22 protein-coding genes and 3 pseudogenes are annotated in these 19,670 nt (G+C 63.1%); 16 read left to right on the forward strand and 9 right to left on the reverse strand.

The window, feature by feature from the left end:
• Window positions 1-19: 19 nt before the first annotated feature.
• The 10 genes and pseudogenes from QYR03_RS04025 (at window position 20) to lnt (ending at window position 5,618) form a co-directional block, all read left to right on the forward strand.
• On the forward strand, window positions 20-265 hold the full coding sequence (locus tag QYR03_RS04025; RefSeq protein ID WP_301712997.1) for a ribbon-helix-helix protein, CopG family: 246 nt from the start codon (window positions 20-22) through the stop codon (window positions 263-265).
• Window positions 255-509, forward strand: coding sequence for a hypothetical protein (locus QYR03_RS04030; protein ID WP_301712996.1), 255 nt, complete (start codon window positions 255-257; stop codon window positions 507-509). Before QYR03_RS04025 ends, QYR03_RS04030 begins: the two co-directional genes overlap by 11 nt.
• A 131-nt stretch (window positions 510-640) precedes the next feature.
• The gene (locus QYR03_RS04035) at window positions 641-853 is read left to right on the forward strand and encodes a hypothetical protein (protein WP_301712995.1); all 213 of its coding nucleotides are present in this window, start codon (window positions 641-643) and stop codon (window positions 851-853) included.
• Window positions 854-953: 100 nt separating this feature from the next.
• The gene (gene relB, locus QYR03_RS04040) at window positions 954-1,160 is read left to right on the forward strand and encodes a type II toxin-antitoxin system RelB family antitoxin (protein WP_301978876.1); all 207 of its coding nucleotides are present in this window, start codon (window positions 954-956) and stop codon (window positions 1,158-1,160) included.
• Window positions 1,161-1,169: 9 nt separating this feature from the next.
• Window positions 1,170-1,454 carry a type II toxin-antitoxin system RelE/ParE family toxin gene (locus QYR03_RS04045; protein WP_301712993.1) on the forward strand — a complete coding sequence of 95 codons (285 nt, stop codon included), beginning with the start codon at window positions 1,170-1,172 and terminating at the stop codon, window positions 1,452-1,454.
• A gap of 63 nt (window positions 1,455-1,517) precedes the next feature.
• Window positions 1,518-1,961: an alternative ribosome rescue aminoacyl-tRNA hydrolase ArfB gene (gene arfB, locus QYR03_RS04050; protein WP_301713052.1), complete on the forward strand. Its 444-nt coding sequence runs from the start codon at window positions 1,518-1,520 to the stop codon at window positions 1,959-1,961.
• Window positions 1,962-2,133: 172 nt separating this feature from the next.
• Window positions 2,134-2,484, forward strand: coding sequence for a VOC family protein (locus QYR03_RS04055; RefSeq protein WP_301712992.1), 351 nt, complete (start codon window positions 2,134-2,136; stop codon window positions 2,482-2,484).
• A gap of 755 nt (window positions 2,485-3,239) precedes the next feature.
• Window positions 3,240-3,809, forward strand: a complete 570-nt coding sequence (locus QYR03_RS04060) for a CueP family metal-binding protein (protein ID WP_301712991.1) — start codon at window positions 3,240-3,242, stop codon at window positions 3,807-3,809.
• A 70-nt stretch (window positions 3,810-3,879) separates the two neighbouring features.
• A pseudogene (locus QYR03_RS04065) lies at window positions 3,880-4,053 on the forward strand (multicopper oxidase family protein); the annotation flags it as partial.
• Window positions 4,053-5,618: an apolipoprotein N-acyltransferase gene (gene lnt, locus QYR03_RS04070; protein WP_301978880.1), complete on the forward strand. Its 1,566-nt coding sequence runs from the start codon at window positions 4,053-4,055 to the stop codon at window positions 5,616-5,618. The pseudogene QYR03_RS04065 and the gene lnt, both read left to right, overlap by 1 nt.
• A 230-nt stretch (window positions 5,619-5,848) precedes the next feature.
• Here the strand turns inward: lnt and QYR03_RS04075 are convergent.
• Window positions 5,849-6,601, reverse strand: a pseudogene (locus QYR03_RS04075) (M23 family metallopeptidase).
• Window positions 6,602-6,708: 107 nt separating this feature from the next.
• On the opposite strand from QYR03_RS04075, the gene QYR03_RS04080 reads away from it, so the two are divergent.
• Window positions 6,709-7,545, forward strand: coding sequence for a hypothetical protein (locus QYR03_RS04080; protein WP_301712989.1), 837 nt, complete (start codon window positions 6,709-6,711; stop codon window positions 7,543-7,545).
• A gap of 87 nt (window positions 7,546-7,632) precedes the next feature.
• Here the strand turns inward: QYR03_RS04080 and QYR03_RS04085 are convergent, their stop codons facing one another.
• A complete protein-coding gene (locus QYR03_RS04085; RefSeq protein ID WP_301712988.1) occupies window positions 7,633-7,830 on the reverse strand; it encodes a type II toxin-antitoxin system prevent-host-death family antitoxin in 198 nt (65 codons plus the stop codon).
• Window positions 7,831-8,016: 186 nt separating this feature from the next.
• Between QYR03_RS04085 and QYR03_RS04090 the strand changes: the two genes are divergently transcribed.
• The 3 genes from QYR03_RS04090 to QYR03_RS04100 all read left to right on the forward strand — a co-directional run bounded on the left by QYR03_RS04090 (window position 8,017) and on the right by QYR03_RS04100 (window position 11,365).
• The gene (locus tag QYR03_RS04090) at window positions 8,017-8,226 is read left to right on the forward strand and encodes a heavy-metal-associated domain-containing protein (protein ID WP_034997583.1); all 210 of its coding nucleotides are present in this window, start codon (window positions 8,017-8,019) and stop codon (window positions 8,224-8,226) included.
• Between the two features lie 170 nt (window positions 8,227-8,396).
• Window positions 8,397-10,733: a cation-translocating P-type ATPase gene (locus QYR03_RS04095; protein ID WP_301712987.1), complete on the forward strand. Its 2,337-nt coding sequence runs from the start codon at window positions 8,397-8,399 to the stop codon at window positions 10,731-10,733.
• Between the two features lie 290 nt (window positions 10,734-11,023).
• Complete coding sequence (locus tag QYR03_RS04100) at window positions 11,024-11,365, forward strand: metal-sensitive transcriptional regulator (protein ID WP_301712986.1); 342 nt, start codon at window positions 11,024-11,026, stop codon at window positions 11,363-11,365.
• Window positions 11,366-11,638: 273 nt separating this feature from the next.
• Here the strand turns inward: QYR03_RS04100 and QYR03_RS04105 are convergent, their stop codons facing one another.
• On the reverse strand, window positions 11,639-12,349 hold the full coding sequence (locus QYR03_RS04105; RefSeq protein ID WP_301712985.1) for an IS6 family transposase: 711 nt from the start codon (window positions 12,347-12,349) through the stop codon (window positions 11,639-11,641).
• Window positions 12,350-12,404: 55 nt separating this feature from the next.
• Between QYR03_RS04105 and QYR03_RS04110 the strand changes: the two are divergent.
• Window positions 12,405-12,929 (forward strand): annotated as a pseudogene (locus QYR03_RS04110) (class I fructose-bisphosphate aldolase); the annotation flags it as partial.
• A 111-nt stretch (window positions 12,930-13,040) separates the two neighbouring features.
• Here the strand turns inward: QYR03_RS04110 and QYR03_RS04115 are convergent.
• The 3 genes from QYR03_RS04115 to QYR03_RS04125 form a co-directional block, all read right to left on the reverse strand.
• Entirely contained in the window at window positions 13,041-14,093 is a 1,053-nt protein-coding gene (locus QYR03_RS04115) for a type II glyceraldehyde-3-phosphate dehydrogenase (protein ID WP_259799003.1), read from the reverse strand.
• A gap of 87 nt (window positions 14,094-14,180) precedes the next feature.
• Window positions 14,181-14,843 (reverse strand): DUF305 domain-containing protein, encoded by a 663-nt coding sequence (locus QYR03_RS04120; RefSeq protein ID WP_301712984.1) that lies wholly within the window; start codon window positions 14,841-14,843, stop codon window positions 14,181-14,183.
• A gap of 52 nt (window positions 14,844-14,895) precedes the next feature.
• Entirely contained in the window at window positions 14,896-17,001 is a 2,106-nt protein-coding gene (locus QYR03_RS04125; RefSeq protein WP_301712983.1) for a copper-translocating P-type ATPase, read from the reverse strand.
• Here QYR03_RS04125 and QYR03_RS04130 point away from each other — a divergent pair.
• The gene (locus tag QYR03_RS04130) at window positions 16,927-17,172 is read left to right on the forward strand and encodes a hypothetical protein (RefSeq protein WP_301712982.1); all 246 of its coding nucleotides are present in this window, start codon (window positions 16,927-16,929) and stop codon (window positions 17,170-17,172) included. The genes QYR03_RS04125 and QYR03_RS04130 overlap by 75 nt on opposite strands.
• Window positions 17,173-17,178: 6 nt before the next feature.
• On the opposite strand, the gene QYR03_RS04135 is transcribed toward QYR03_RS04130, so the two are convergent.
• The 3 genes from QYR03_RS04135 to QYR03_RS04145 all read right to left on the reverse strand — a co-directional run bounded on the left by QYR03_RS04135 (window position 17,179) and on the right by QYR03_RS04145 (window position 19,463).
• Window positions 17,179-17,505 (reverse strand): heavy-metal-associated domain-containing protein, encoded by a 327-nt coding sequence (locus QYR03_RS04135; protein ID WP_301712981.1) that lies wholly within the window; start codon window positions 17,503-17,505, stop codon window positions 17,179-17,181.
• A 111-nt stretch (window positions 17,506-17,616) separates the two neighbouring features.
• Window positions 17,617-18,744 (reverse strand): cell wall metabolism sensor histidine kinase WalK, encoded by a 1,128-nt coding sequence (locus QYR03_RS04140; protein ID WP_301712980.1) that lies wholly within the window; start codon window positions 18,742-18,744, stop codon window positions 17,617-17,619.
• Window positions 18,741-19,463, reverse strand: coding sequence for a response regulator transcription factor (locus tag QYR03_RS04145; RefSeq protein WP_301712979.1), 723 nt, complete (start codon window positions 19,461-19,463; stop codon window positions 18,741-18,743). The genes QYR03_RS04140 and QYR03_RS04145 overlap by 4 nt, the downstream gene beginning before the upstream one ends.
• Between the last annotated feature and the right edge of the window lie 207 nt (window positions 19,464-19,670).

Here is a 19,670-nt window from a genome sequence, read left to right on the forward strand (position 1 = left end):
CCGTATTACGATATCTTGCATGAAGACGATAAACGGCAAGCCGATTAGTGAAGAGCAGATTGAGGCATGGGTAGCCGAAGCCGAAGAAGGCTACGACGTGGAGATGCTACGGAAACGCGGGCGGAAACCACGGGATGAGGAAGCCGCGCAAGTTGTTTCCATCCGCCTCTCCCCTAGCGAAGTCCTTCATCTCGACCAGTATGCCGCCTCACACGGGTTGTCGCGATCGCAGGCAATCCGCAAGGCTCTAAAAAATGCCATTTGAGATCGAGGTACGCCGTAGCGCTGAAAAGCACGGTATCGAACCGGAATCCTCGCTCACTGCAGCCACTTCGGGATGTGTATATAAAGCGCCACTCGACGAGGATCACCCGCAGCGTGAACTTCGGCTCGGATTTGATTCCTCTATGCGGTTGCTGGAGATTGTCGTTCTTCTCTGGGATGACGGTACTGAAGCCATCATCCACTCAATGAAGGCGCGTAGGCAGTACCGTAGTTTGCTTGATTAGCCAAGAGGAAACGGCTCGAAAAGCTGGGGTTTCTCTCGCGACTTGGCGCCGCTGGGAGCGCTCAGCGAGTAGTCAATCAGATATACCATGTGGGGTTGAAGTCACTACACGTTAAATTTGAACTCGACGACGTGTCGGCGCAAAGAAACCTTTCCGCTAAAGACGCCGCAAGCTTCATCACCCCGACCGCCTTGCTGATGGTGCAAACGGTCGAGGCCTCCCCCGTCTGGCCGATGCTGCTCGCCCGCACCGCGGAGACCGTGATCGGCGCGTTCGCGGCGCTCGTCGTCATCGCGGTCGGCTACGTGCGCAAGTACCCAGAGGTCGTGCTGCCGCGGCGCTAGGCGCAGGTGCTTTGCGACGGGCTCCGCCTCACCTATTGCACATCGAGCACCCGCCGAATACAGTGTATTCACACTGATTAAAGGGGTAAACATGGCTACGATGACGATTCGGATGGATGACAACGACGCAGAGCTCGTGCGTAAGTACGCTCGCTTCGAAGGCGTAACTCTTTCCGATTTCGCCCGCAATGCGATCTTGGAAAAGATTGAAGATGCGCATGATCTGCAGGAGCTTCGAGACGCCATCGCGCACGACACCGGCGAGCGGTACAGCCTGGAAGACATTCTCGCCGATCTCGATACGTAGCACCCCCGGATGATGGCACCATCGCGTCACTACACTGTCGAATTTACGTCCCGCGCACGGAAGCAGCTGAAGAAGATCGACCGCTTCGACGCCCGGCTCATCGCCACCTGGATCAAAGAAAATTTAGACGGCTGCACCAACCCGCGGGCATTTGGGAAAGGGCTCTCCGCAAATCGTTCCGGCGAGTGGAGATATCGCGTCGGCTCGTGCCGGATCCTCGCCCTCATCGATGAAGGCACGATCACAATCGCGGCGCTTTCGATAGGCCATCGCGGCGAAATTTATTGCGATTAACAACCAACATCACCGACTCAGCCGCCTCGTCCTCGGCCCCAGGGTGATCGTAGGGTGTTAGGCATGCAGGACCTGACCATCGCACCCGGCCCGGGCATCCCCGGCGGCCTCGTCGTCGCCGCCGCGGATCTCACGGAGCGGTTCGCGAAAGCGTCGGGCCCGGGCGGCCAGGGCGTCAACACCACCGACAGCAAGGTGCAGCTGTCCATCGACATCGCGGAATGCGCATCGCTTTCCGATGCCCAGCGCCGCCGCGCCCTGCGCAACCTCGAGCACCGCCTGGATGGCACGGTGCTCACCGTGAGCGCGTCGACGCAGCGCTCGCAGGTTCGCAACCGCGCCGAGGCGCGAGAACGCATGGCTGCCGTGTTGCGCGAGGCGCTCGCCCCGCCACCTCCCCCGCGACGCAAGACGAAGCCGTCGCGCGGCTCGGTGCGGCGCCGTCTCGAAGCGAAGAAGCGGCGCTCGGAGCTGAAATCGACGAGGCGCCGACCCCAGCTGCCGTAATACCGCTCCTAAAAGGCTCATTTCGAAGAACCTCAACAGCCGAAAAGCCGTGTCCGCATCTCAGGTGCCTGAGGGGAGAACGAAAGGCGGCGATCCACGGCTCAGGCATCACGTGAATCCTTGGAGAACGCGAAGCGAGACGTGGAGTGCGGGCACGGGTACGGTGCGGACTATGCGTGACTCAACTTTCGCTATCCCCCAGATAACCTTCGACTGTAACGACCCCTCCCAGCTCGCCGAATTCTGGTCCTCCGCGACAGGGTGCGAGATCGTCGCCGACTACGGAGACTTCGTCATGGTCGGCTCCACCCCGGCACTAGGTTTTCAACGCGTTGCCGACCCCACTCCCGGTAAAAACCGCGTGCATATCGACGGTGGCGGCCCTGAACGCGAAGCCCTAGTAGAGCGCCTCAAGACGTTGGGCGCCACTGAACTCGGCAGTCATGAGGCACCGGGACTCGCTTGGACCGTTATGCAGGATCCGGAAGGCAACGAGTTTTGCGTGGGCAGCCCCGAAGCATAACTACACGTTGAACTTGAACTCCACGGCGTGTCGGCGCAAGGAAACCTTTCCGCTATAGACAGTAAGTAAATCCAGAGAAGTACCGCAGGATGCGGTCATGGCGCTATCGCTCCCAGAATATCTAGCAACTCAGGATGCAACAGGACACGGAAAGATGCGCGTCAAATTACATATTTTTCATGTTGCAGGGCTACTGGAGAGATTCGCACAAGAAGGGTTCCGGTGACGGCACAGTGAGGGCACGGTGGGGTGTCTGCTGCGCGGTTTCGTAAAAATACGCAAGAATACCAAACCACATCGTTGCAGGTCACGGCAGGTATTTACAGGGCGTTTCGTAATCACGAAAACGAAAAGACCCCAGTATCACTCCGGCCAAGGGGAATACCACCCTCGCTCAGTGCCCGGCGGGGAAAACTTCATCAAATCTTCAAACATCACCCTTCGACCGCCGTCACCCCTGTGCCCCACCCCGGGCCGGCGACATCGCCTCCCCTCGTCGGTTCAGCAGGCGCCACCAGGGAATTCACCGCCTGCACCGCATACCCGGGGCGGGTAGAAGGACATCGCCCACGGCTGTGGGGTGGTGCCCCGGTTGTGACCCAGCCCACCGAATTCACCCCCTTTTTCCCCTGCTATAAGGCTATGAGCAGGGTTTTTGATTTCTAGTCCGTCAGGCACCCGTGCTAGATAAAGGTATGGCATCGACCTTGAGGCGGTGTCTTCTCACGGTCCTACCACGATCCAAGGAGATTGACGTGAAACGAGCAGCGATCGCAGCCTCCGCCCTCGCCCTCACGGGGTGTTCGGCCGCCGACCCGGAACCCACCGCCGACGGGACGGAGTCCCAGGACACATTCCTGACTACCCATGGCCTGGCCGCCATGGACGCGGTGGAGATCATTGATCACCTCGACCGGCAGAAGGTCACTGAGCGTCCCACGGATCTGATCGCCTCCGTGCGTGCCAATGAACTGCTGCTCTCCAGCGAAGACCAGGAAGTCGTGGTCGATCTTCCCGACAATCAGACGTATGTCTCGATCGCACCCTATCTCACCTCCACCCACGACTGCTTCTACCACAGCCTCACGACCTGCCTGGGGGAACTCGACAATGAGGATATCCACGTCACGATCACCGATGAGGCGACCGGTGAGGTGCTGGTGGACGAGGCAACAACCACCTTCGACAACGGATTTATTGGCTTCTGGCTTCCCGATGATGCCACCGGCCTGATTGAGGTCAGCTACCAGGGGCGTACCGGCACCACCGAGTTTTCCACCACCGACGACGGTGCCACCTGTGTCACAAACCTGCACCTGACGTGATGACTCAGCAGGATCCTCACCTGCGCCTGTCTCCCGCATCACTGAAATCTTGCACCAAGGAAGGTAAATCATGACAAACGCGTTTTCCCGACGACAGTTGCTGCTCGGCGGGCTCGTCCTCGCCGGCACCGGCGCCGTGGCCGCCTGCACCAGCGACCCTGGACCCGCTGCCTCGGCACCAGGTCCCTCCCTTCGCCCCACTCCCACCCCCACTGCGCTCGGTGAGCCGACGGTGCGCCGGACATGAAGGCTAGTACTGCAGCAGACGTGACAGTCTCACGTCTTTCCCGGGGGATAGCCGGCGATAACTGGCGCAGATTGGCCGGTCCCACCGCGCTCATGATGGGAGCTGCGGTGGTCTGGTGGCTGGCGCTGCCGCCACGCGGTTGGTGGGTGCTGTTCCCGGTGGGCGTGACTATGTTCATACTGGGTTTGGCAGGTCAACCACTACGTAACCGTTTGTGGCTCGGTGGGTTGGGCGGGGTGGCGCACTACGCTCTTGCTCTGCGCTGGCTCACCGACTTCAACACTGCCGGATACGCTGCTGTTGTTGCCGTTCAGGCGCTACTGTTAATGCTGGTTGCCGCGGTATCGCCTAACGAGGCGGCTTTTCGCAGCCGCTGGTCGGGCTGGTGGCTGCTCACCCCTGCTGCCCTGGTGTTATTCGAGGCTGTGCAGCACCGGTTCCCGTTCGGCGGTTTCCCGCTGTCCGCTTTCGGATACAGCCAGACCGATGGTCCTTTCATGGCGGCAGCGCCCCTGGGTGGGACTCTCCTCGTGACCGCGTTGGCCGCAGTTGCGGGGGCCGTTGTTACCGCTGTCATCTTCGGGCCGAGACGAGCCCGTGCAGCATCCGTGGTCGCAGTGGTCGTGGTACTCGCGGTACCGGCGTTCGCGCCAACGATCGTAGATGATACGGCAGAAGGTAGCCTTGACGTCGTGCTCGTGCAGGGTGGAGGCCCCCGCGGGCTTCGCGCGATCAATACCGATCCGTTTGATACGACCCGCCGGCACCTACAGGCTGCCGAAGATATCACCGGGGACCCTGATCTGGTTCTGCTGCCCGAAAACGTCGTCAATATCGACGGCTCAATCGACGGGACGCGCGTTGATGCAGCTTTCGCTGAACTGGCCAGGCAACTCGACACGAACATCGTCGTCGGAATTACCGAATCCGAGGATCAACATTTCCGGAACGCATCCATAGTGTGGGGACCGGACGGGACCCGGTTAGGACGCTATGAGAAGCATCATCGTGTGCCGTTCGGCGAGTACATCCCTATGCGCAATTTGATTGAACGACTCAGCGAGGACGCACGGTTCATCCCCCGCGACGCCATTGCCGGAGAGGGACCAGCGGTGCTCGATCCCAGCGGGACACCACGATTGGGGATCGTTATTTCTTATGAGGTCTTCTTCGCCGACCGGGTCGCCGATGCCGTTCGCGATGGTGGGCAGCTACTCCTCGCACCGACCAACGCCGCGTCTTTTGTGACCGAGGAAGTACCTGCAATTGAAGTGGCCGCATCCCGGATGCGTGCCCGCGAGTTTGGCCGCACAGTTCTCCAGGCTGCCCCCACCGGATACTCCGCAGTTATCCAGCCCGACGGCACAGTCTCACAACTCAGTGGCCTGGGCACGAACGAACTGCTGACGGCAACCGTTCCCCTTCATACTGGTTTGACGCCGTATGCGCGCATGGGGGATACGCCCCTGTTGGTTCTCGCGATGCTGGCTCTTGCATGGCCTGCCGTTACCGGCCTCGTCAGCTGGCGCAGGAGAAGGCAGGTTACGGAAGTATCCCACTAAACGTGGATTACTGCACCTGCTCCTCGTTGGCGGGACGCTCGCCGCCCCCATATATGACGAGCACGGACTGCCTCCCCTGTGCCCCGGTCTGCCCTGCCTGGAGAAGCTATCAAGTCGGGGCTGTGTCGGCGATGAGTGAGAAGCGTCTCTGTGGTCTGAGGCGGGTGCCTCACGCCCAGTCACTGCCGCCGGTTCCTGTGTCGGGGCCGGTCCTGGTGAGTGCGGGAAGGTTAGAAGGTGACGCCGTGCTCGGCGAACCAGGGCAACGGGTCGACCACCCCGCTGCCAGTCGGGTAAAGCTCGAAGTGCAGGTGAGAGCCGGTGGAAAATCCCCGGTTGCCCATGCCAACGATCCTCTGACCAGCGGTGACGCGTTCCCCAACGGTCACGTCGAGAGTCTCCATATGACCGTAGACGGCAATCGAGCCATCATCGTGCTGGATGCGGATCCACTGCCCGAAACCGGAGGCCGGGCCGGAGTCGATGACAGTGCCGCCCATCGCCGCGAGGATCGGGGTACCCACGACGTTGGCGATGTCGATACCCGCGTGGAGGGTTCCTTAGCGCACGCCAGAACCGGAGGTGAAGGTGCCTTCAGCGGGCTTGACCACCGAGGGCGCGCGGGCAACGCGCTCGTTCTCGGCCCGCTCGGCGTTGTACTGGATGGCCTTGTCCAGCTGCTCGTCGATGTTGGCGACCGGCTTGAATTCGGAGATCGCGAGAATCTGCGGTGCGGCCTGCGTCCCACTCGAGGACAGGGCCGTGTCGTTGGTGGCCAAATCCACCTCGACGGTGGCAGCCTCCGGGGAGACCGGAGCCTCGACCTCGGCCGGGGCTTGCAAGGTGGCGGCCGTGGCGCCACCGACACCGGCGGATGAGACCGTGCCGGCGGCTACAGCCACGAGGGCGAGATGCCCCTTGGTCTGCGAGGTGGTGATCGTGCGGTGTTTTCCTCCGGATGACCGCGAAGCTTTCAGGCGCATGACTCGGTCGTGCTGGTACTGGTGTTTGGAGACGGCAACCATGGGCCCAGTCGCCATGGGTTGGGGATGCCGGCCGAGGGGGCCTTCCTGGTCCAGGAGCGCCTCTAATGGCGCGAGTGATGACCCCACGAATACGCAAGGCCGCGCTGGTGGCACATGTGGTCTGCTCGGTCGGCTGGCTCGGGATGGTGCTCGCCTTTATCGCGATGGCGGTCATGGGGATAGTGAGCGCGGATGAGATGGCGGTCCGGGGGACGTATCGGGTGATGGAGCAGGTGGCGTGGTGGGCGCTCGTTTCCCTGGCGGTGGCCTCGCTGGTGACCGGAGTCCTTCAATCCCTGGGGACGACGTGGGGATTGTTCCGACACTACTGGGTGGTGTTCAAGCTGGGGCTCACCGTGGTGGCGACAGGTGTGTTGGTGCTGTACATGCAGACCTTCGAGTATCTTGCCAGGGTGGCGGCAGACCCGGGCGTGGGGCTGGAGGCCGTGCGGAATTTCTCCCCGGCCCTCCACTCCGTGGCAGCATTAGTATTGCTGGTGGCTACGGTGCTGGCGGTGTACAAGCCGCGGGGTCTGACCCGATACGGGCAACGAAAAAAGGCCCCGCTAGCAGCCTTATGCAGCGTGCCTCAGCTGTCCATTCCTTATTTGTTCAGGTTCGGCAGTCATGCGTCATGCGCAGGAACGCCAGGGACCGGCCTCATCCCACTCAACGATGCGAGTATGAGTGCCTGTCTTCCTTGGAGCCGAGACGCTGATCAGCTCACCGTCATTGACGGCCGTGGACTACCCAGCTACAGCACTCCCCGTCGCCGCCCCGCAACTTTTCCACTCCGCCGAGACGGCGGAACGTGGGCCAGGGCGTCGATGGCGGTGGCAATCACTGCTGCCATTGCCGGGCCAGCGTGCGAAGGGCTGTCGCAGCTGAAAGCTTATCGATGATCAAATACCGCGGCACAGGTATGGACAGGCAGGTCAGTCCAGTTCGAGGTCGGACGTGAACTCCTCGTGGGAGACACCGCCCGCCTCCTAGCGGGCAGCCGCTGCGGCACGGATATCCTCGCCATCCTCCAGCGCCTGAACCGCCCGGTCGTAGAAATCCGGGGAGACCACCACCGCCCGGCGGCGGGGCCCGCGACTGAGGATGGTGACCGGTTCACGTTGGGCGGCATCAAGATAGTGGCTTTGTTCGCTGCGGAACTGACTGAGGGTGACCGTGATGCCCATACCCTTTAACGTACATTTTGTACAAGAAGTGCAGCAACGATCGCGGCCGTTCCAGAAGTCCTGCCCGCCGAACGGGACGCTTAGGGGCAGACATTTCCTTGACTGATACCCCCCATGGGTATATGTTGAAGGTTGTTGGGGCATCTCCACCCCTGCCTCTCAGGACATCAAGGAAAGGATCATCTGATGAGCGCCGTAACAAAGAAGTACATCATCGAAGGCATGACCTGCGGACACTGCAAGTCCTCCGTGGAGGAGGAGATCGGCGAGGTCGCCGGTGTGACCATGGTGGAGGCCACCGTGGATACCGGGCAAGTAACCGTCACGGGTGAAAACTTCACCGACGACGATGTTGTCGCCGCTGTCACGACAGCCGGCTACACCGTCAAGCCCTAATCCCTGGGCCCGGTCCCCGCCTCGGGTAGACACGGCCGGGCCAACCCTGCTGGATATGCCCATCAGGCCCAGCCATGCCGGTTCGATATCCCCGACGGTGCATCTGTGGGCGGGCCTTTTGGGACCTCGGAGATGCACCTCACCACTGTTTGCTGAAGGACTGATTACTGATGATTCAGACTCAGCCGTCGGTTGACCTACTCCAGGTCGATCTGGGCGTCACCGGCATGACCTGTACGTCGTGCTCAGGGCGGGTGGAGCGCAAGCTCAACAAGCTCGATGGCGTGGAGGCCACCGTCAACTTCGCCACCGAATCCGCCTCCGTCAGTTACGACCCCACCAAAGTCGACGCCGATCGGCTGATCGAAACCGTGCGGGGTGCCGGGTACGACGCGTTCACCATGGGGGATCAACACGCCTCCGCCGTGGACAGCGGCCCGGAGGAGTACACCGAGGTGGTCGGTGACCGCCACGAACAGGCCCGCGAGGCCGAGGCCACAGACCTGAAGTCGCGTCTGATCGGGTCGACGATCCTCTCCGTTCCGGTGGTCGCGATCTCGATGATCCCGTCCCTGCAGTTCATCAATTGGCAGTGGGCCCTGCTCGTCATGTCCACCCTGATCTACTTCTACGGTGGCGCCCCGTTCCACCGGGCGACCTTAACCAACCTGCGTCACCGCTCGACCACGATGGACACGCTCGTGTCTCTGGGCACTACCGCTGCGTATCTGTGGTCACTGTGGGCCTTGTTTTTCGGCAACGCCGGGCACCCCGGCATGGTCATGGAGATGAGCCTGCTGCCCCGCCATGACGGCATGGACCACATCTACCTCGAGACCATCGCCGTAGTCATCACCTTCCTGTTGCTTGGCCGGTGGTTTGAGGTCCGCGCCAAGGGCCAGTCCTCTGCGGCGCTGAAGTCCCTGCTGGACATGGGTGCGAAAGACGCCGCGGTGATCCGCGACGGTGAGGAAGTCCGCGTCCCGGTCTCCCAGCTGACAGTCGGTGACGTCTTCGTCGTCCGCCCGGGTGAGAAGATCGCCACCGACGGTCGTGTCATCGAGGGCACCTCGGCCATCGATGAGTCGATGCTGACCGGCGAGTCCGTTCCCGTCGAGGCCGCCCCCGGCACCCCGGTCACGGGCGCGACGATCAACACCTCCGGTCGACTGCTGGTCGAAGTCACCCGCACAGGTTCGGAGACCACGCTGTCCCAGATGGCCAAGCTGGTCACTGACGCCCAGGCGAAAAAAGCCCCGGTCCAGCGCCTGGTGGATAAGATTTCCTCGGTCTTCGTCCCGACGGTCATTGTCGTCTCCATCATCACCCTGATCGTCCACCTCGCCCTCGGCAGCGGGGCGAACTGGGCCTTTTCCGCCGCAGTCGCGGTGCTGATCATCGCTTGCCCATGCGCCCTGGGACTGGCCACCCCGACCGCCCTGCTGGTGGGCACCTCCCGGGGCGCGCAGCTGGGCTTGTTGATCAAGGGCCCGGAGGTCCTCGAATCCACCCGCCAGGTCGACACCATCGTCATGGACAAGACCGGCACCGTCACCTCCGGGGTCATGTCGGTCACCGGTGTCCACGCCGCCGACGGCTACACCAACAACGAGGTCCTCGCCTTGTCGGCGGCCGTCGAAGCAGGCTCCGAGCACCCCATCGCCAAGGCGATTGTCACCGAGGCCGAGCGCTCCGAGAACATCCAGGAGGCCACCGACTTCGACAGCACCGCCGGCCGGGGCGTCACGGCCACCGTCAAGGGTCACGTCGTCACCGTCGGCCGTCCCGCCGGCCAGCTGCCCCGTGACCTCACCACCGCCTTCGACCACGCACAGTCGCAGGGTGCAACCCCGGTGGCCGTCTACGTCGATGACCAGCCCGCCGGTGTGGTCGTGGTGCGCGATGCCATCAAGGACTCCTCAGCGGAAGCGGTCGCTCAGTTCCGCAGGCTGGGGTTGAGTCCGTACCTGCTCACCGGCGATAACGCGAAGGCCGCGGCCGCCGTCGCCCAAGAGGTGGGCATCGATGCGGCCAACGTGAGTGCCGAGGTCATGCCGCAGGACAAGGTCGCGGTCATCGAGAAGCTGCAACATGAGGGCAAGAAGGTCGCCATGGTCGGCGACGGCGTCAATGACGCGGCCGCCCTGGCCCAGGCCGATCTGGGTCTGGCCATGGGGGCGGGCACGGATGTGGCCATCGAGGCCTCCGATATCACCTTAATGAACAACGACCTGCGCTCCGCGGGCGATGCCATCCGTCTGTCACGTCGCACGCTGGGCACCATCAAGGGCAACCTGTTCTGGGCGTTCGCCTACAACGTCGTGCTGATCCCCGTCGCCGCGATCGGTTTCCTCAACCCGGGGTTGGCGGGCATTGCGATGGGCTTCTCCTCGGTGTTCGTGGTCTCCCACTCCCTCACGCTGCGTAGATTCAAGCTCTCCCACGACAACATCAGTTCCTCACCGCAGCCCGCTCGCCCCTCCGTGCGGCAGCCTGTCACCGCCTAATCCGCATCCTTTTCTAGCGATAAGGAACCCCGTGTCCTCCTCCTGCGGCTGTGTCCCTACAATAACACTCAGACCTCCGTCCCCAAGTACCTGCTCCTGACCTCTCCCCCGGCCCACCCGGCAGGCCCCTCCGGGCCGACAATCTGCCGACTACTTATCCGAATAATGCCACAGGGCGTGGGGACCATGAGGTCCTCACGCCTCATTCCATACCCTCGGGCTTTCCATCCTGATCTACCCGCAACTGACTCAGGACATACCTGCCCCCTTTTTTCAGCAAGGAGACCATTGTGGATACTCGCACCCCTGGTCAGGCCGTTTCCTCCTCGGGTAGGGCCGACACCTGTCACACCACCCATGGCTACATCAACGACAAGGATCGCTATCTCGCCCGCCTCAAGCGCATCGAGGGCCAGGCCCGGGGCCTGCACAGCATGGTCGACGAGGAACAGTACTGCATCGACATCCTTACCCAGATCTCCGCGGTCAATGCTGCCCTACGCAGCGTTGCCCTGGGACTACTCGATGACCACATGAAACACTGCGTCCGTGAAGCCGCCCAGTTAGGAGGAGAGGAGGCCGACGCGAAGTTCCAGGAAGTCACCGACGCTATCGCCCGTTTCGCCCGGTGACAGGCCGGGACCCGACCACCACACCCCGTCGAGAACGGCGGCCAGGCCACTCTGACCGCCCCTGTTGCCGGCTGAAGGCTGGGAGTCCTGCTGCTGGCGGCGGCATGATCGGGTTGATGGCCACTGTGGTGCTGCTGGTCGAAAAGATCGCGCCACTGAACAACCTCGACCACATCCCCACCTGCAACATCAACCGGTGCTGTTGCAAAGTTGGGGGGAGAGCCGCAAAAACTCAGTTTCTCATTCCCTGATGGCCGCTGCGTGTGGGCGTTCTCAGGCCGTCTCGACGACCCGGTTGACGATCACCGCGTCCGGGTTCGGTTGCCCGTAAGCAAACATCGTGCCTTGCCCTTTCCGCAATGAGTGCATCGCCTCCATCCCTTTCAACGTCCGATATGCAGATGTCCGGTTCTTAAACGCGCCTTTCGGCCCGAGGATCCGCTTCAGCCGACCATGGTCGCCTTCCAGGATGTTGTTGAGGTATTTCACCTGCCGGTGTTCCACTGTTGGCGGGCAGATTCCCTCTGACTTCAACTCGGCGATTGCCCTGGCTAGTGAGGGTGCTTTATCGGTGTTGATCACTCTGGGATACCCGGCTGACGCATTGGATCTGAGGGCCTTGGCCAGGAAACGCTTCGCTGCGGCCACGTTCCGCTTCGGAGAGAGGTAAAAGTCCAGGGTCTGGCCACCGGCGGTGATCGCCCGATAGAAATAACACCACTTTCCCCCGACCCGGATAAAGGTCTCATCCACCCGCCAGGAACTGGCCTGCCAGTCAGGTACCTGCCGGTACCACCGTGTTTGCTTGTCCAGCTCAGGGGCGTATTTTTGGACCCAGCGGTAGATCGTGGTGTGATCGACCGGCACGCCCCGCTCGGTCATCATTTCCTCCAGATCGCGGTAGCTCACCCCGTAGCGGCAGTACCACCGCACTGCCCACAGAATGATGTCACGGGGAAAATGACGACCGGAGAAGATACCCATGGCTGTGATTATTTCGCGTCGCTCTTCCTACTGCCCCACCTTTGCAACAGCACCTCCTGATCTGGACAACCTGCTCGAGCGTGCGGTAAGCAAGCACATGTTCGGCACCAAAATGCGCTCGTTCATCAGGCTTCCCGGGGAGGGGGTGGACGCTGTCGTTGCGCAGCAGTTCGCGATTGCTCAGCAGATCCTCCGGTTCGGGCTGGTACCCATTGTCGAGCCTGAGGTCGACATCCACAGCCCCCGGAAGATCGAGGTAGAAGACCAGCTCCGGGTGACCCTGCGCAAAGAGCTCGACCAGCTGAAGGAGGACCAGGCGGTCATCCTCAAACTGACGCTTCCCGAAACTGATGATTTCTACCGCGAGCTCGTGGAACATCGGCGGGTGATCCGGGTGCTGGCACTATCAGGCGGCTACTCCCGCGCGGAAGCTAACGCTCGCCTGGCACGCAACCCCGGAATAGTCGCCAGTTTCTCCCGCGCCCTGACCGAAGGGCTCACCGTCACCCAGGACGACCGCGAATTCGACGCTGTCCTGGATGAAACAATCGGCACTATCGCGGAAGCCTCACGCACCTGACTGCGCCTTCCGAGAAGGCGCGGTGCGCCTGATCAACTGCTTACACAGCGGTGCCCGACCCGGACATGAGCGATCTGGGTCGGGCACCGCCGTGGGTGTCTCCTGCTGGAATCAGCCGTTGGGCAGAGGTGAGAAAAAGTCCGCGCGCACCCCCAGGGCACGGTCGGTGCGCTGGATGGACTCATCACCGTCTTTCACGGTGCCAGCCAGGGCACGGATTGCGTCGATGTTCTCGGGGACGACGATGGCCTGGTTGTCGACCGTGTACGTCCAGAACAACTCATTGCCCTGCACGGTCAGGATATCTTCCCAGATGGCGACCTCATACATATCGCCCCGTGGCCGGCCTAGATCTCGCATCAATTCGACGGTGCTGTTGACCGCCACGATTCCATCGGAGCGCCGCACGAATGCGATCCGCGGCACTGCCTTCAACGCTTCGAGAACCTCTTCTGTGCCTGCCGGGCGGGTTAGCTCGATGGTCCAAAAATGCAGGTGGTTGTGGGTGTGCGCTCCCTTGGCCGCCATGGTCACCACATCCAGGTCGGGGACCACCGACTGGGCGTCTGGGCCTTGATGGCTGGGAATACGACCTTCGGGAACTATGGTGTTCATGATCCCCGAGTGGTCGGATTCCCACGGATCGGTGGCCCGGCGGACAAGCACCCCCCGCGCTTTGGACAGCAATCCAGCGTCCTGGAGTGCGATAAGGGTGCGGACAGTGCCGGTGGTGTTGCAGGAGACCACGCGGGTGGTGTCGCGTCCAAGCGTGGAACTGTAGTTGGCGTGGGCAACGAAGGAGTGGCCGGTGAGACTGTGCTTCTCCCCGCCCTGGAACACGGACTTGACTCCATGGGTGCGATAAAGGTCGAGGTTGCCGGCCCCGATGGTGGACGGGGTGCAGTCCACCACGACATCCGCGTTGTCGAGCAGGTCCGGTAGTTTCCCGGCGATGGGATATCCGGCAGCGCTCATCTCTTGGTGGGCTTCTTCGGTGGAGGCATAGACCGGGATGCCCTGCGTGATGGCGGTGGCGACCCGGTAATCGGTGGTGACGTCGCTGACCCCGAGGAGTTCCATGTCCTCCTGGGCTCTCACCGCGTCGGCTACACGTTTACCGATGACACCGTACCCGTTTACTACAACCTTGATTTTATTCGGCATGCTGATTGTCCTTCCTGGAAATCCTGGTTTGGCCCGATGGCCGTATGGTCGTGTTTCTCATCTGGGGTGGTCGGGGAATGTCCTTGTTCAGAGCTCGTTGAGCATCTGCTGCATCTGGGCGATCTCGGCCTCCTGATCTTCAATGACCTGCTCAGCCAGAGCGATGGCCTGCGGGTTCTGGCCATCAGTGACCTCATCGCGGGCCATGTCGACCGCGCCCTCATGGTGGGCGGTCATCCGCTCAAGGTAGAGCCGGGCAGCCTCGGTGCCCTGGGCGTCCTCGAGGGCTGTCATGTCCTCCTCGCTCATCATTCCACTCATCCCGCCATGGTCCATCTCACCCATATCACCGGTGACCGGATCTTCTTCCCAGGTCTCGAGCATGGCGTTCATCCGGTCGATCTCCGGGCCCTGGGCATCGATAACACCCTGGGCGAACTCCAGGACCTTGGCGGGGATATCGTCCTTGTCCAGGAGGATTTCACTCATCTCCACGGCCTGTTGGTGATGCGGGATCATCATCTGCGCGAACATGATGTCCGCGTCGTTGTGATCGGCGGAGACCTCTCCGGCCGCCCCCGTCTCTGTCTCAGGATCCGTGGTGGCCCCGGTCGTTTCGGTGGTGTCGGGGGCGGACGTAGTGGCGATGGTCGTGGTGTCGGTGTTTTCTCCCTCAGTGTTATCTGCGCAGGCGGACAAAACCAGGGTGGAGGTCAAGGCGAGAGCGGCGATGGTGATGGTGCGCTTCATGGGGGTTCCCTTTCGGAGGTTGTGTATGGGGGAGTCGATGAAGGATTGAAAGTCAGCGGACGGGGGCTGCAGAGCTCACAGCAGCCTTCTCCTCCTTCCCGTCGGTCGGAGCCAGGTGAGCCGGATCCAGATCAATGCGGCGCAAAAGCTGGGCGTTCAGGGCGACCACGATGGTCGAGGCAGACATCAAGATCGCGCCCACGGCCGGGGACAGCACCAACCCGATCGGGGCGAGCACGCCGGCGGCCAGCGGCACGGCGAGGATGTTGTAGCCAGAGGCCCAGATGAGGTTCTGGATCATCTTGCGGTAGCTGGCCTGCGAGAGCTCAATCATCGACAGCACTGCCCGCGGGTCATCACTGGCCAGGACCACTCCGGCGGATTCCATGGCCACATCCGTGCCGGCCCCGATGGCGATACCGACCTCCGCGCGGGTCAGAGCGGGGGCGTCGTTGACACCGTCACCGACCATGGCCACGCTCAGGCCACGCTCCTGTAACTGGGTGACCTTGGTGTCCTTGTCCTGGGGCAGGACCTCGGCGAAGACCTCATCGATCCCCAGGTCCTGGCCAACCGCCTGGGCCACCTGCTGCGCGTCACCGGTGATCATCGCGACCTTCACTCCGCGGTCCTGCAGGGCTTTCACGGCGGCGTGGGATTCGGGGCGGATCTTGTCCTCGACGGCCACCGCACCGATGATCTGACCGTCGCGGACAATATGGAGCACACCGGCCCCACGCCCGGTCCAGGCGCTGGTGGTGTCGGTGAGCTCGGCCGGGGTGGTGAGGTTGAGCTCGCGCAGCATGTTCGGCCCGCCCACGAGGATCTCAGCGCCATCGACAGTGGCCCGGACCCCCCGGCCGGAGGCGGCGCTGAAACCAGTTGCACGGATTTGCCGACGGGAGGCCTCAGGATGGGCGGCCGCGGCCGCCACGATGGCGCGGGCCACGGGGTGCTCGCTGTCGGCCTCCGCGGCGGCGGCCAGGGCCAGCAGCTCGCCCTCGGTGACGCCGACAGTTGCCGCGACACCGGTGACCGCGTGCGCCCCCTCGGTCAGGGTGCCGGTTTTGTCGAAGAGCATCACGTCGATGGTGCGCATCCGCTCGAGCGCCATCCGGTCCTTGATGAGCACCCCGGATTTCGCGGCCCGCTCGGTGGAGATCGCAATGACCAGCGGAATCGCCAGGCCCAGGGCGTGCGGGCAGGCGATGACCAGCACCGTGACAGTGCGCGCCACGGCATCGTCCGGGCTGCCGATGATGGTCCACACCACCGCGGTGATCAGAGCGGAGATCAGCGCGAACCAGAACAACAACGCCGCCGCCCGATCCGCCAGGGCCTGGGCCCGGGAGGAGGACTCCTGGGCGTCGACAACCAAGCGTTGGATCCCGGCCAGGGCGGTGTCCCCGCCGGTAGCCTCCACCCGGATACGGACGGTGTTGTCGGTGGCCACAGTACCGGCGACCACCTTGTCACCGGTGTCGCGGAAGACGGGACGGGATTCGCCGGTGATCATCGCCTCATCGAATTCGGCGGCTCCGTCGAGGATGGTTCCGTCGGCCGGCACCCGGGCACCGGCCCTCACCAGCACGACGTCGTCGACGACCAGCTCGGAGATGGCCACGGTGCGGGTGGTCCCGTCGATGACTTTCTCGGCCTCATCCGGCAGCAGGGCAGCCAGCGCGTCAAGCGCGGAGGACGCGGCCCCGAGAGCACGCATCTCCAGCCAGTGGCCCAGCAGCATGATGGTCACCAGCAGGGCCAGCTCCCACCAGAAGTCCAGGTCAAAACCGCCCAGCCCCAGAGTGGTGACCCAGGAGGCGACAAACGCCACGGTGATGGCCATGGCGATCAGGAGCATCATCCCGGGTTGGCGGGATTTCAGTTCGTTCCATCCGCCCTTGAGGAAAGGCGTTCCGCCGTAGACGAAGATGATCGTGCCCAGCACCGGGGGGATCCAGGTGGATCCGGGGAATGCCGGGAGGTGGTAGCCGAGCAGCTGGGCGACCATGGGGCTGAAAATAACGACGGGAATGGACAGAATCAGCGACCACCAGAAGCGTTCCCGAAACATTGCGGTGCTGTGTCCGGCGTGTTCGCCGTGACTATGAACGTGGTGGTCTTCGTCCAGGGCGGAGTGCGGGTGATCGTGGGGCATCGCCTGGCCGTGGGTGTCGGCATCTGCGTGGTGTTCGTGGCTGGCATGATCCGGGTGGTGGGTGTGGTCTGTTTCCGGAGCGGGGTGATCACCATGGTGATCACCGGAATGGTGGGGAGTGTTCATGACGTTCCTTCCGCTCAACCCGGTCGGGGTCGAGATGATGGGTAAAACTGATCAGGATAAGACGGTGTAGCCGGCCTCTTCGATGGCCCGGCGAACCATCTCCGGAGGTACGGCACCGGTGACCGTGACGGTGGAAACACCACCAGCAGCGAGATCAATCTGGACGTCGTCGACCTGGGGGAGGGCCTGAAGGGCCTGGGTCACGCTTTTCGCGCAGTGCCCGCAGGTCAGGCCGGTGACCTGGTAGCTAGGGGAGGATCCTCCTGTTGACGAGTCGCTGGCGGCAGGGATGGAGGCGGTGTCGGCACGTGAGGCAGGTCCGCAACAGCTGCAGCCGTGGGAGGCCATCGGCAAGAGGTTGGGCGGGGAGGTGATCATGGGAAAGCTCCTATGGGTCGGTGGGATGCGATAACGCTCGCTAGTATATACCCCTCGGGGGTATATTTTCAAGGGGTGGAGGGCACGGCCCTCACGCGGGGCAGGGTGCGGTCACCGAGCAGCCTCCTCACTGTCGGGAGGGGACAGCGGGAGGCGGAGGGCAAACACCGCTCCGCGACCGGGTCCGGGGGAGGTGGCGGTGAGAGTGCCGCCGTGGGCCTCGACCAATGCCTTGGAGATGGTCAGACCGATACCGGCCCCGCCGTCGTCCCGGCTGCGGGCGGCATCCCCCCGGTAGAAGCGTTCGAAGATGTGTCCGATCTGGCCAGGTGGGATGCCCTCGCCGTCATCGGCGACGTGGATGAGCGCGGTGGACGCCCCCTGTCGGTGGACGCTGATCCGGACCTGCCCGCCGGCCGGGGTGTGCCGTAGCGCGTTCGACAGGAGATTACTCATCACCTGGCCGAAGCGTTGCCGGTCCACGAGCACCCGGGCGGTGTCTGTAATGGTCTCGACCTGTAAATCGACGCCTTTGTCAGCATAAGCTTCCCCCGCGGCAGCAGCGGCGGTATGGAGCAGATCCCCGAGCCTTTCCTCCGCCAGGTCCAAATCGATCCGGTGTTCCTGGGCCCGGGAGACATCGTCGATGTCTTCCATCAACCGGGTCAGGCGGGTGAGTTGGTCAGCCATGATCGTGTGGGTGGCATTATTCCAGTCCACGGCCCCGTCCTGGAGACCATCGAGGTAGACCGTGAGCACCGATAAGGGGGTGCCCATTTCGTGGGCCAGATCAGAGAGCATCTGGCGGCGGACCTGTTCGGTGTGTTCCAGCCGGTCGGCCATGGTGTTGAAGGCATGCGCCAGGGTGGTGACTTCGGGGCCTGCTTCTCCGGCGGGCACACGGATACGATAGTTGCCGGCCGTCAGGCTGGTAGCGGCGCGGGTGAGATCCTGCAGGGGGGTGCGCAGGCGACGCGATAACCACAGGCTGGCCAGCAGGGCGCTGATCAAGGCGGCGGGCAGGGCGACGGCCAGGGTGATCAGGTTGGCATCCCCGTAGGCCTGCTCGGCATGGAACAGCTCCAGCGAGGGGTTCTCCTGGCCGGTCATCAACATATGATCATGGAACAGGGTCGGGCCCACCATCGTGGCCACGGTCGCGGCCACCAGCAGGCTAATCACCACGACCAACACCTGGGCGGCCAGGAAGCGGAAGGTCAGGCCGGGTCCGTGATTCATGGCTGCCCCACCCGGTAGCCCACGCCACGCACGGTGTCGATAAACCCCCGGCCCCGGGTGTCGGTGCCGAGCTTGCGACGCAAGTTGCCGATGTGGACATCGACGATGCGTTCATCACCGACCCAGGTGGTGTCCCAGACCTCGGTGACCAGGTCGTGGCGGGTCAGCACTTGGCCGGGGCGCAGGGCCAGGGCAACCAGCAGCTCGAACTCCGTGCGGGTGAGCTCCACGGTCGTCTCCCCCACCCGCACCTGATGGGCGACGGGGTCAAGGATGAGGTCACCAACGATCAAGGGGGTGGTCACCTGCGGTGGGGTGGTGCTGGTGCGCGGGCGGCGCAGCACCGCATGCACCCGGGTCACCAGTTCCCGGATGCTAAAAGGTTTGGTGATGTAGTCATCCGCCCCCAGGGTCAAACCGCTGATCTTGTCGTCCTCGCTGCCACGCGCGGTGAGCATGAGGATGTAGCAGTCCGAGAAGGTGCGGATCCGTCGGCACACCTCCAGGCCGTCGAGTTCGGGCAGCCCCAGATCCAGCACCACAACATCGGGGGAGAAGCGACGGGCCTCGTCCACGGCCTGGGTGCCGGTGTGCGCCTGGCGGGTATCGAAGCCGGCCCGGATGAGGTAGAAGGCCACCATCTGAGCCAAAGGTTGTTCATCATCGACGACCAGCACCCGCCCCGGGGGCGTGGCGGTGGTCGGTGTGCGGTCAGCCATAGACCCCAGTATCACTCCGGCCAAGGGGAATACCACCCTCGCTCAGTGCCCGGCGGGGAAAACTTCATCAAATCTTCAAACATCACCCTTCGACCGCCGTCACCCCTGTGCCCCACCCCGGGCCGGCGACATCGCCTCCCCTCGTCGGTTCAGCAGGCGCCACCAGGGAATTCACCGCCTGCACCGCATACCCGGGGCGGGTAGAAG

Source organism: Corynebacterium sp. P4-C1, from assembly GCF_030503595.1.
Classification (GTDB): Bacteria; Actinomycetota; Actinomycetes; order Mycobacteriales; family Mycobacteriaceae; genus Corynebacterium.

Bases quoted from the DNA above. Each gene is read 5' to 3' on its own strand.
- QYR03_RS04025 (WP_301712997.1), top strand. From the start codon at position 20: ATGAAGACGATAAACGGCAAGCCGATTAGTGAAGAGCAGATTGAGGCA.
- QYR03_RS04030 (WP_301712996.1), top strand. From the start codon at position 255: ATGCCATTTGAGATCGAGGTACGCCGTAGCGCTGAAAAGCACGGTATC.
- relB (WP_301978876.1), top strand. From the start codon at position 954: ATGACGATTCGGATGGATGACAACGACGCAGAGCTCGTGCGTAAGTAC.
- QYR03_RS04045 (WP_301712993.1), top strand. From the start codon at position 1,170: ATGATGGCACCATCGCGTCACTACACTGTCGAATTTACGTCCCGCGCA.
- arfB (WP_301713052.1), top strand. From the start codon at position 1,518: ATGCAGGACCTGACCATCGCACCCGGCCCGGGCATCCCCGGCGGCCTC.
- QYR03_RS04055 (WP_301712992.1), top strand. From the start codon at position 2,134: ATGCGTGACTCAACTTTCGCTATCCCCCAGATAACCTTCGACTGTAAC.
- lnt (WP_301978880.1), top strand. From the start codon at position 4,053: ATGAAGGCTAGTACTGCAGCAGACGTGACAGTCTCACGTCTTTCCCGG.
- QYR03_RS04080 (WP_301712989.1), top strand. From the start codon at position 6,709: ATGGCGCGAGTGATGACCCCACGAATACGCAAGGCCGCGCTGGTGGCA.
- QYR03_RS04085 (WP_301712988.1), bottom strand. From the start codon at position 7,830: ATGGGCATCACGGTCACCCTCAGTCAGTTCCGCAGCGAACAAAGCCAC.
- QYR03_RS04090 (WP_034997583.1), top strand. From the start codon at position 8,017: ATGAGCGCCGTAACAAAGAAGTACATCATCGAAGGCATGACCTGCGGA.
- QYR03_RS04095 (WP_301712987.1), top strand. From the start codon at position 8,397: ATGATTCAGACTCAGCCGTCGGTTGACCTACTCCAGGTCGATCTGGGC.
- QYR03_RS04105 (WP_301712985.1), bottom strand. From the start codon at position 12,349: ATGGGTATCTTCTCCGGTCGTCATTTTCCCCGTGACATCATTCTGTGG.
- QYR03_RS04115 (WP_259799003.1), bottom strand. From the start codon at position 14,093: ATGCCGAATAAAATCAAGGTTGTAGTAAACGGGTACGGTGTCATCGGT.
- QYR03_RS04120 (WP_301712984.1), bottom strand. From the start codon at position 14,843: ATGAAGCGCACCATCACCATCGCCGCTCTCGCCTTGACCTCCACCCTG.
- QYR03_RS04125 (WP_301712983.1), bottom strand. From the start codon at position 17,001: ATGCCCCACGATCACCCGCACTCCGCCCTGGACGAAGACCACCACGTT.
- QYR03_RS04135 (WP_301712981.1), bottom strand. From the start codon at position 17,505: ATGATCACCTCCCCGCCCAACCTCTTGCCGATGGCCTCCCACGGCTGC.
- QYR03_RS04140 (WP_301712980.1), bottom strand. From the start codon at position 18,744: ATGAATCACGGACCCGGCCTGACCTTCCGCTTCCTGGCCGCCCAGGTG.
- QYR03_RS04145 (WP_301712979.1), bottom strand. From the start codon at position 19,463: ATGGCTGACCGCACACCGACCACCGCCACGCCCCCGGGGCGGGTGCTG.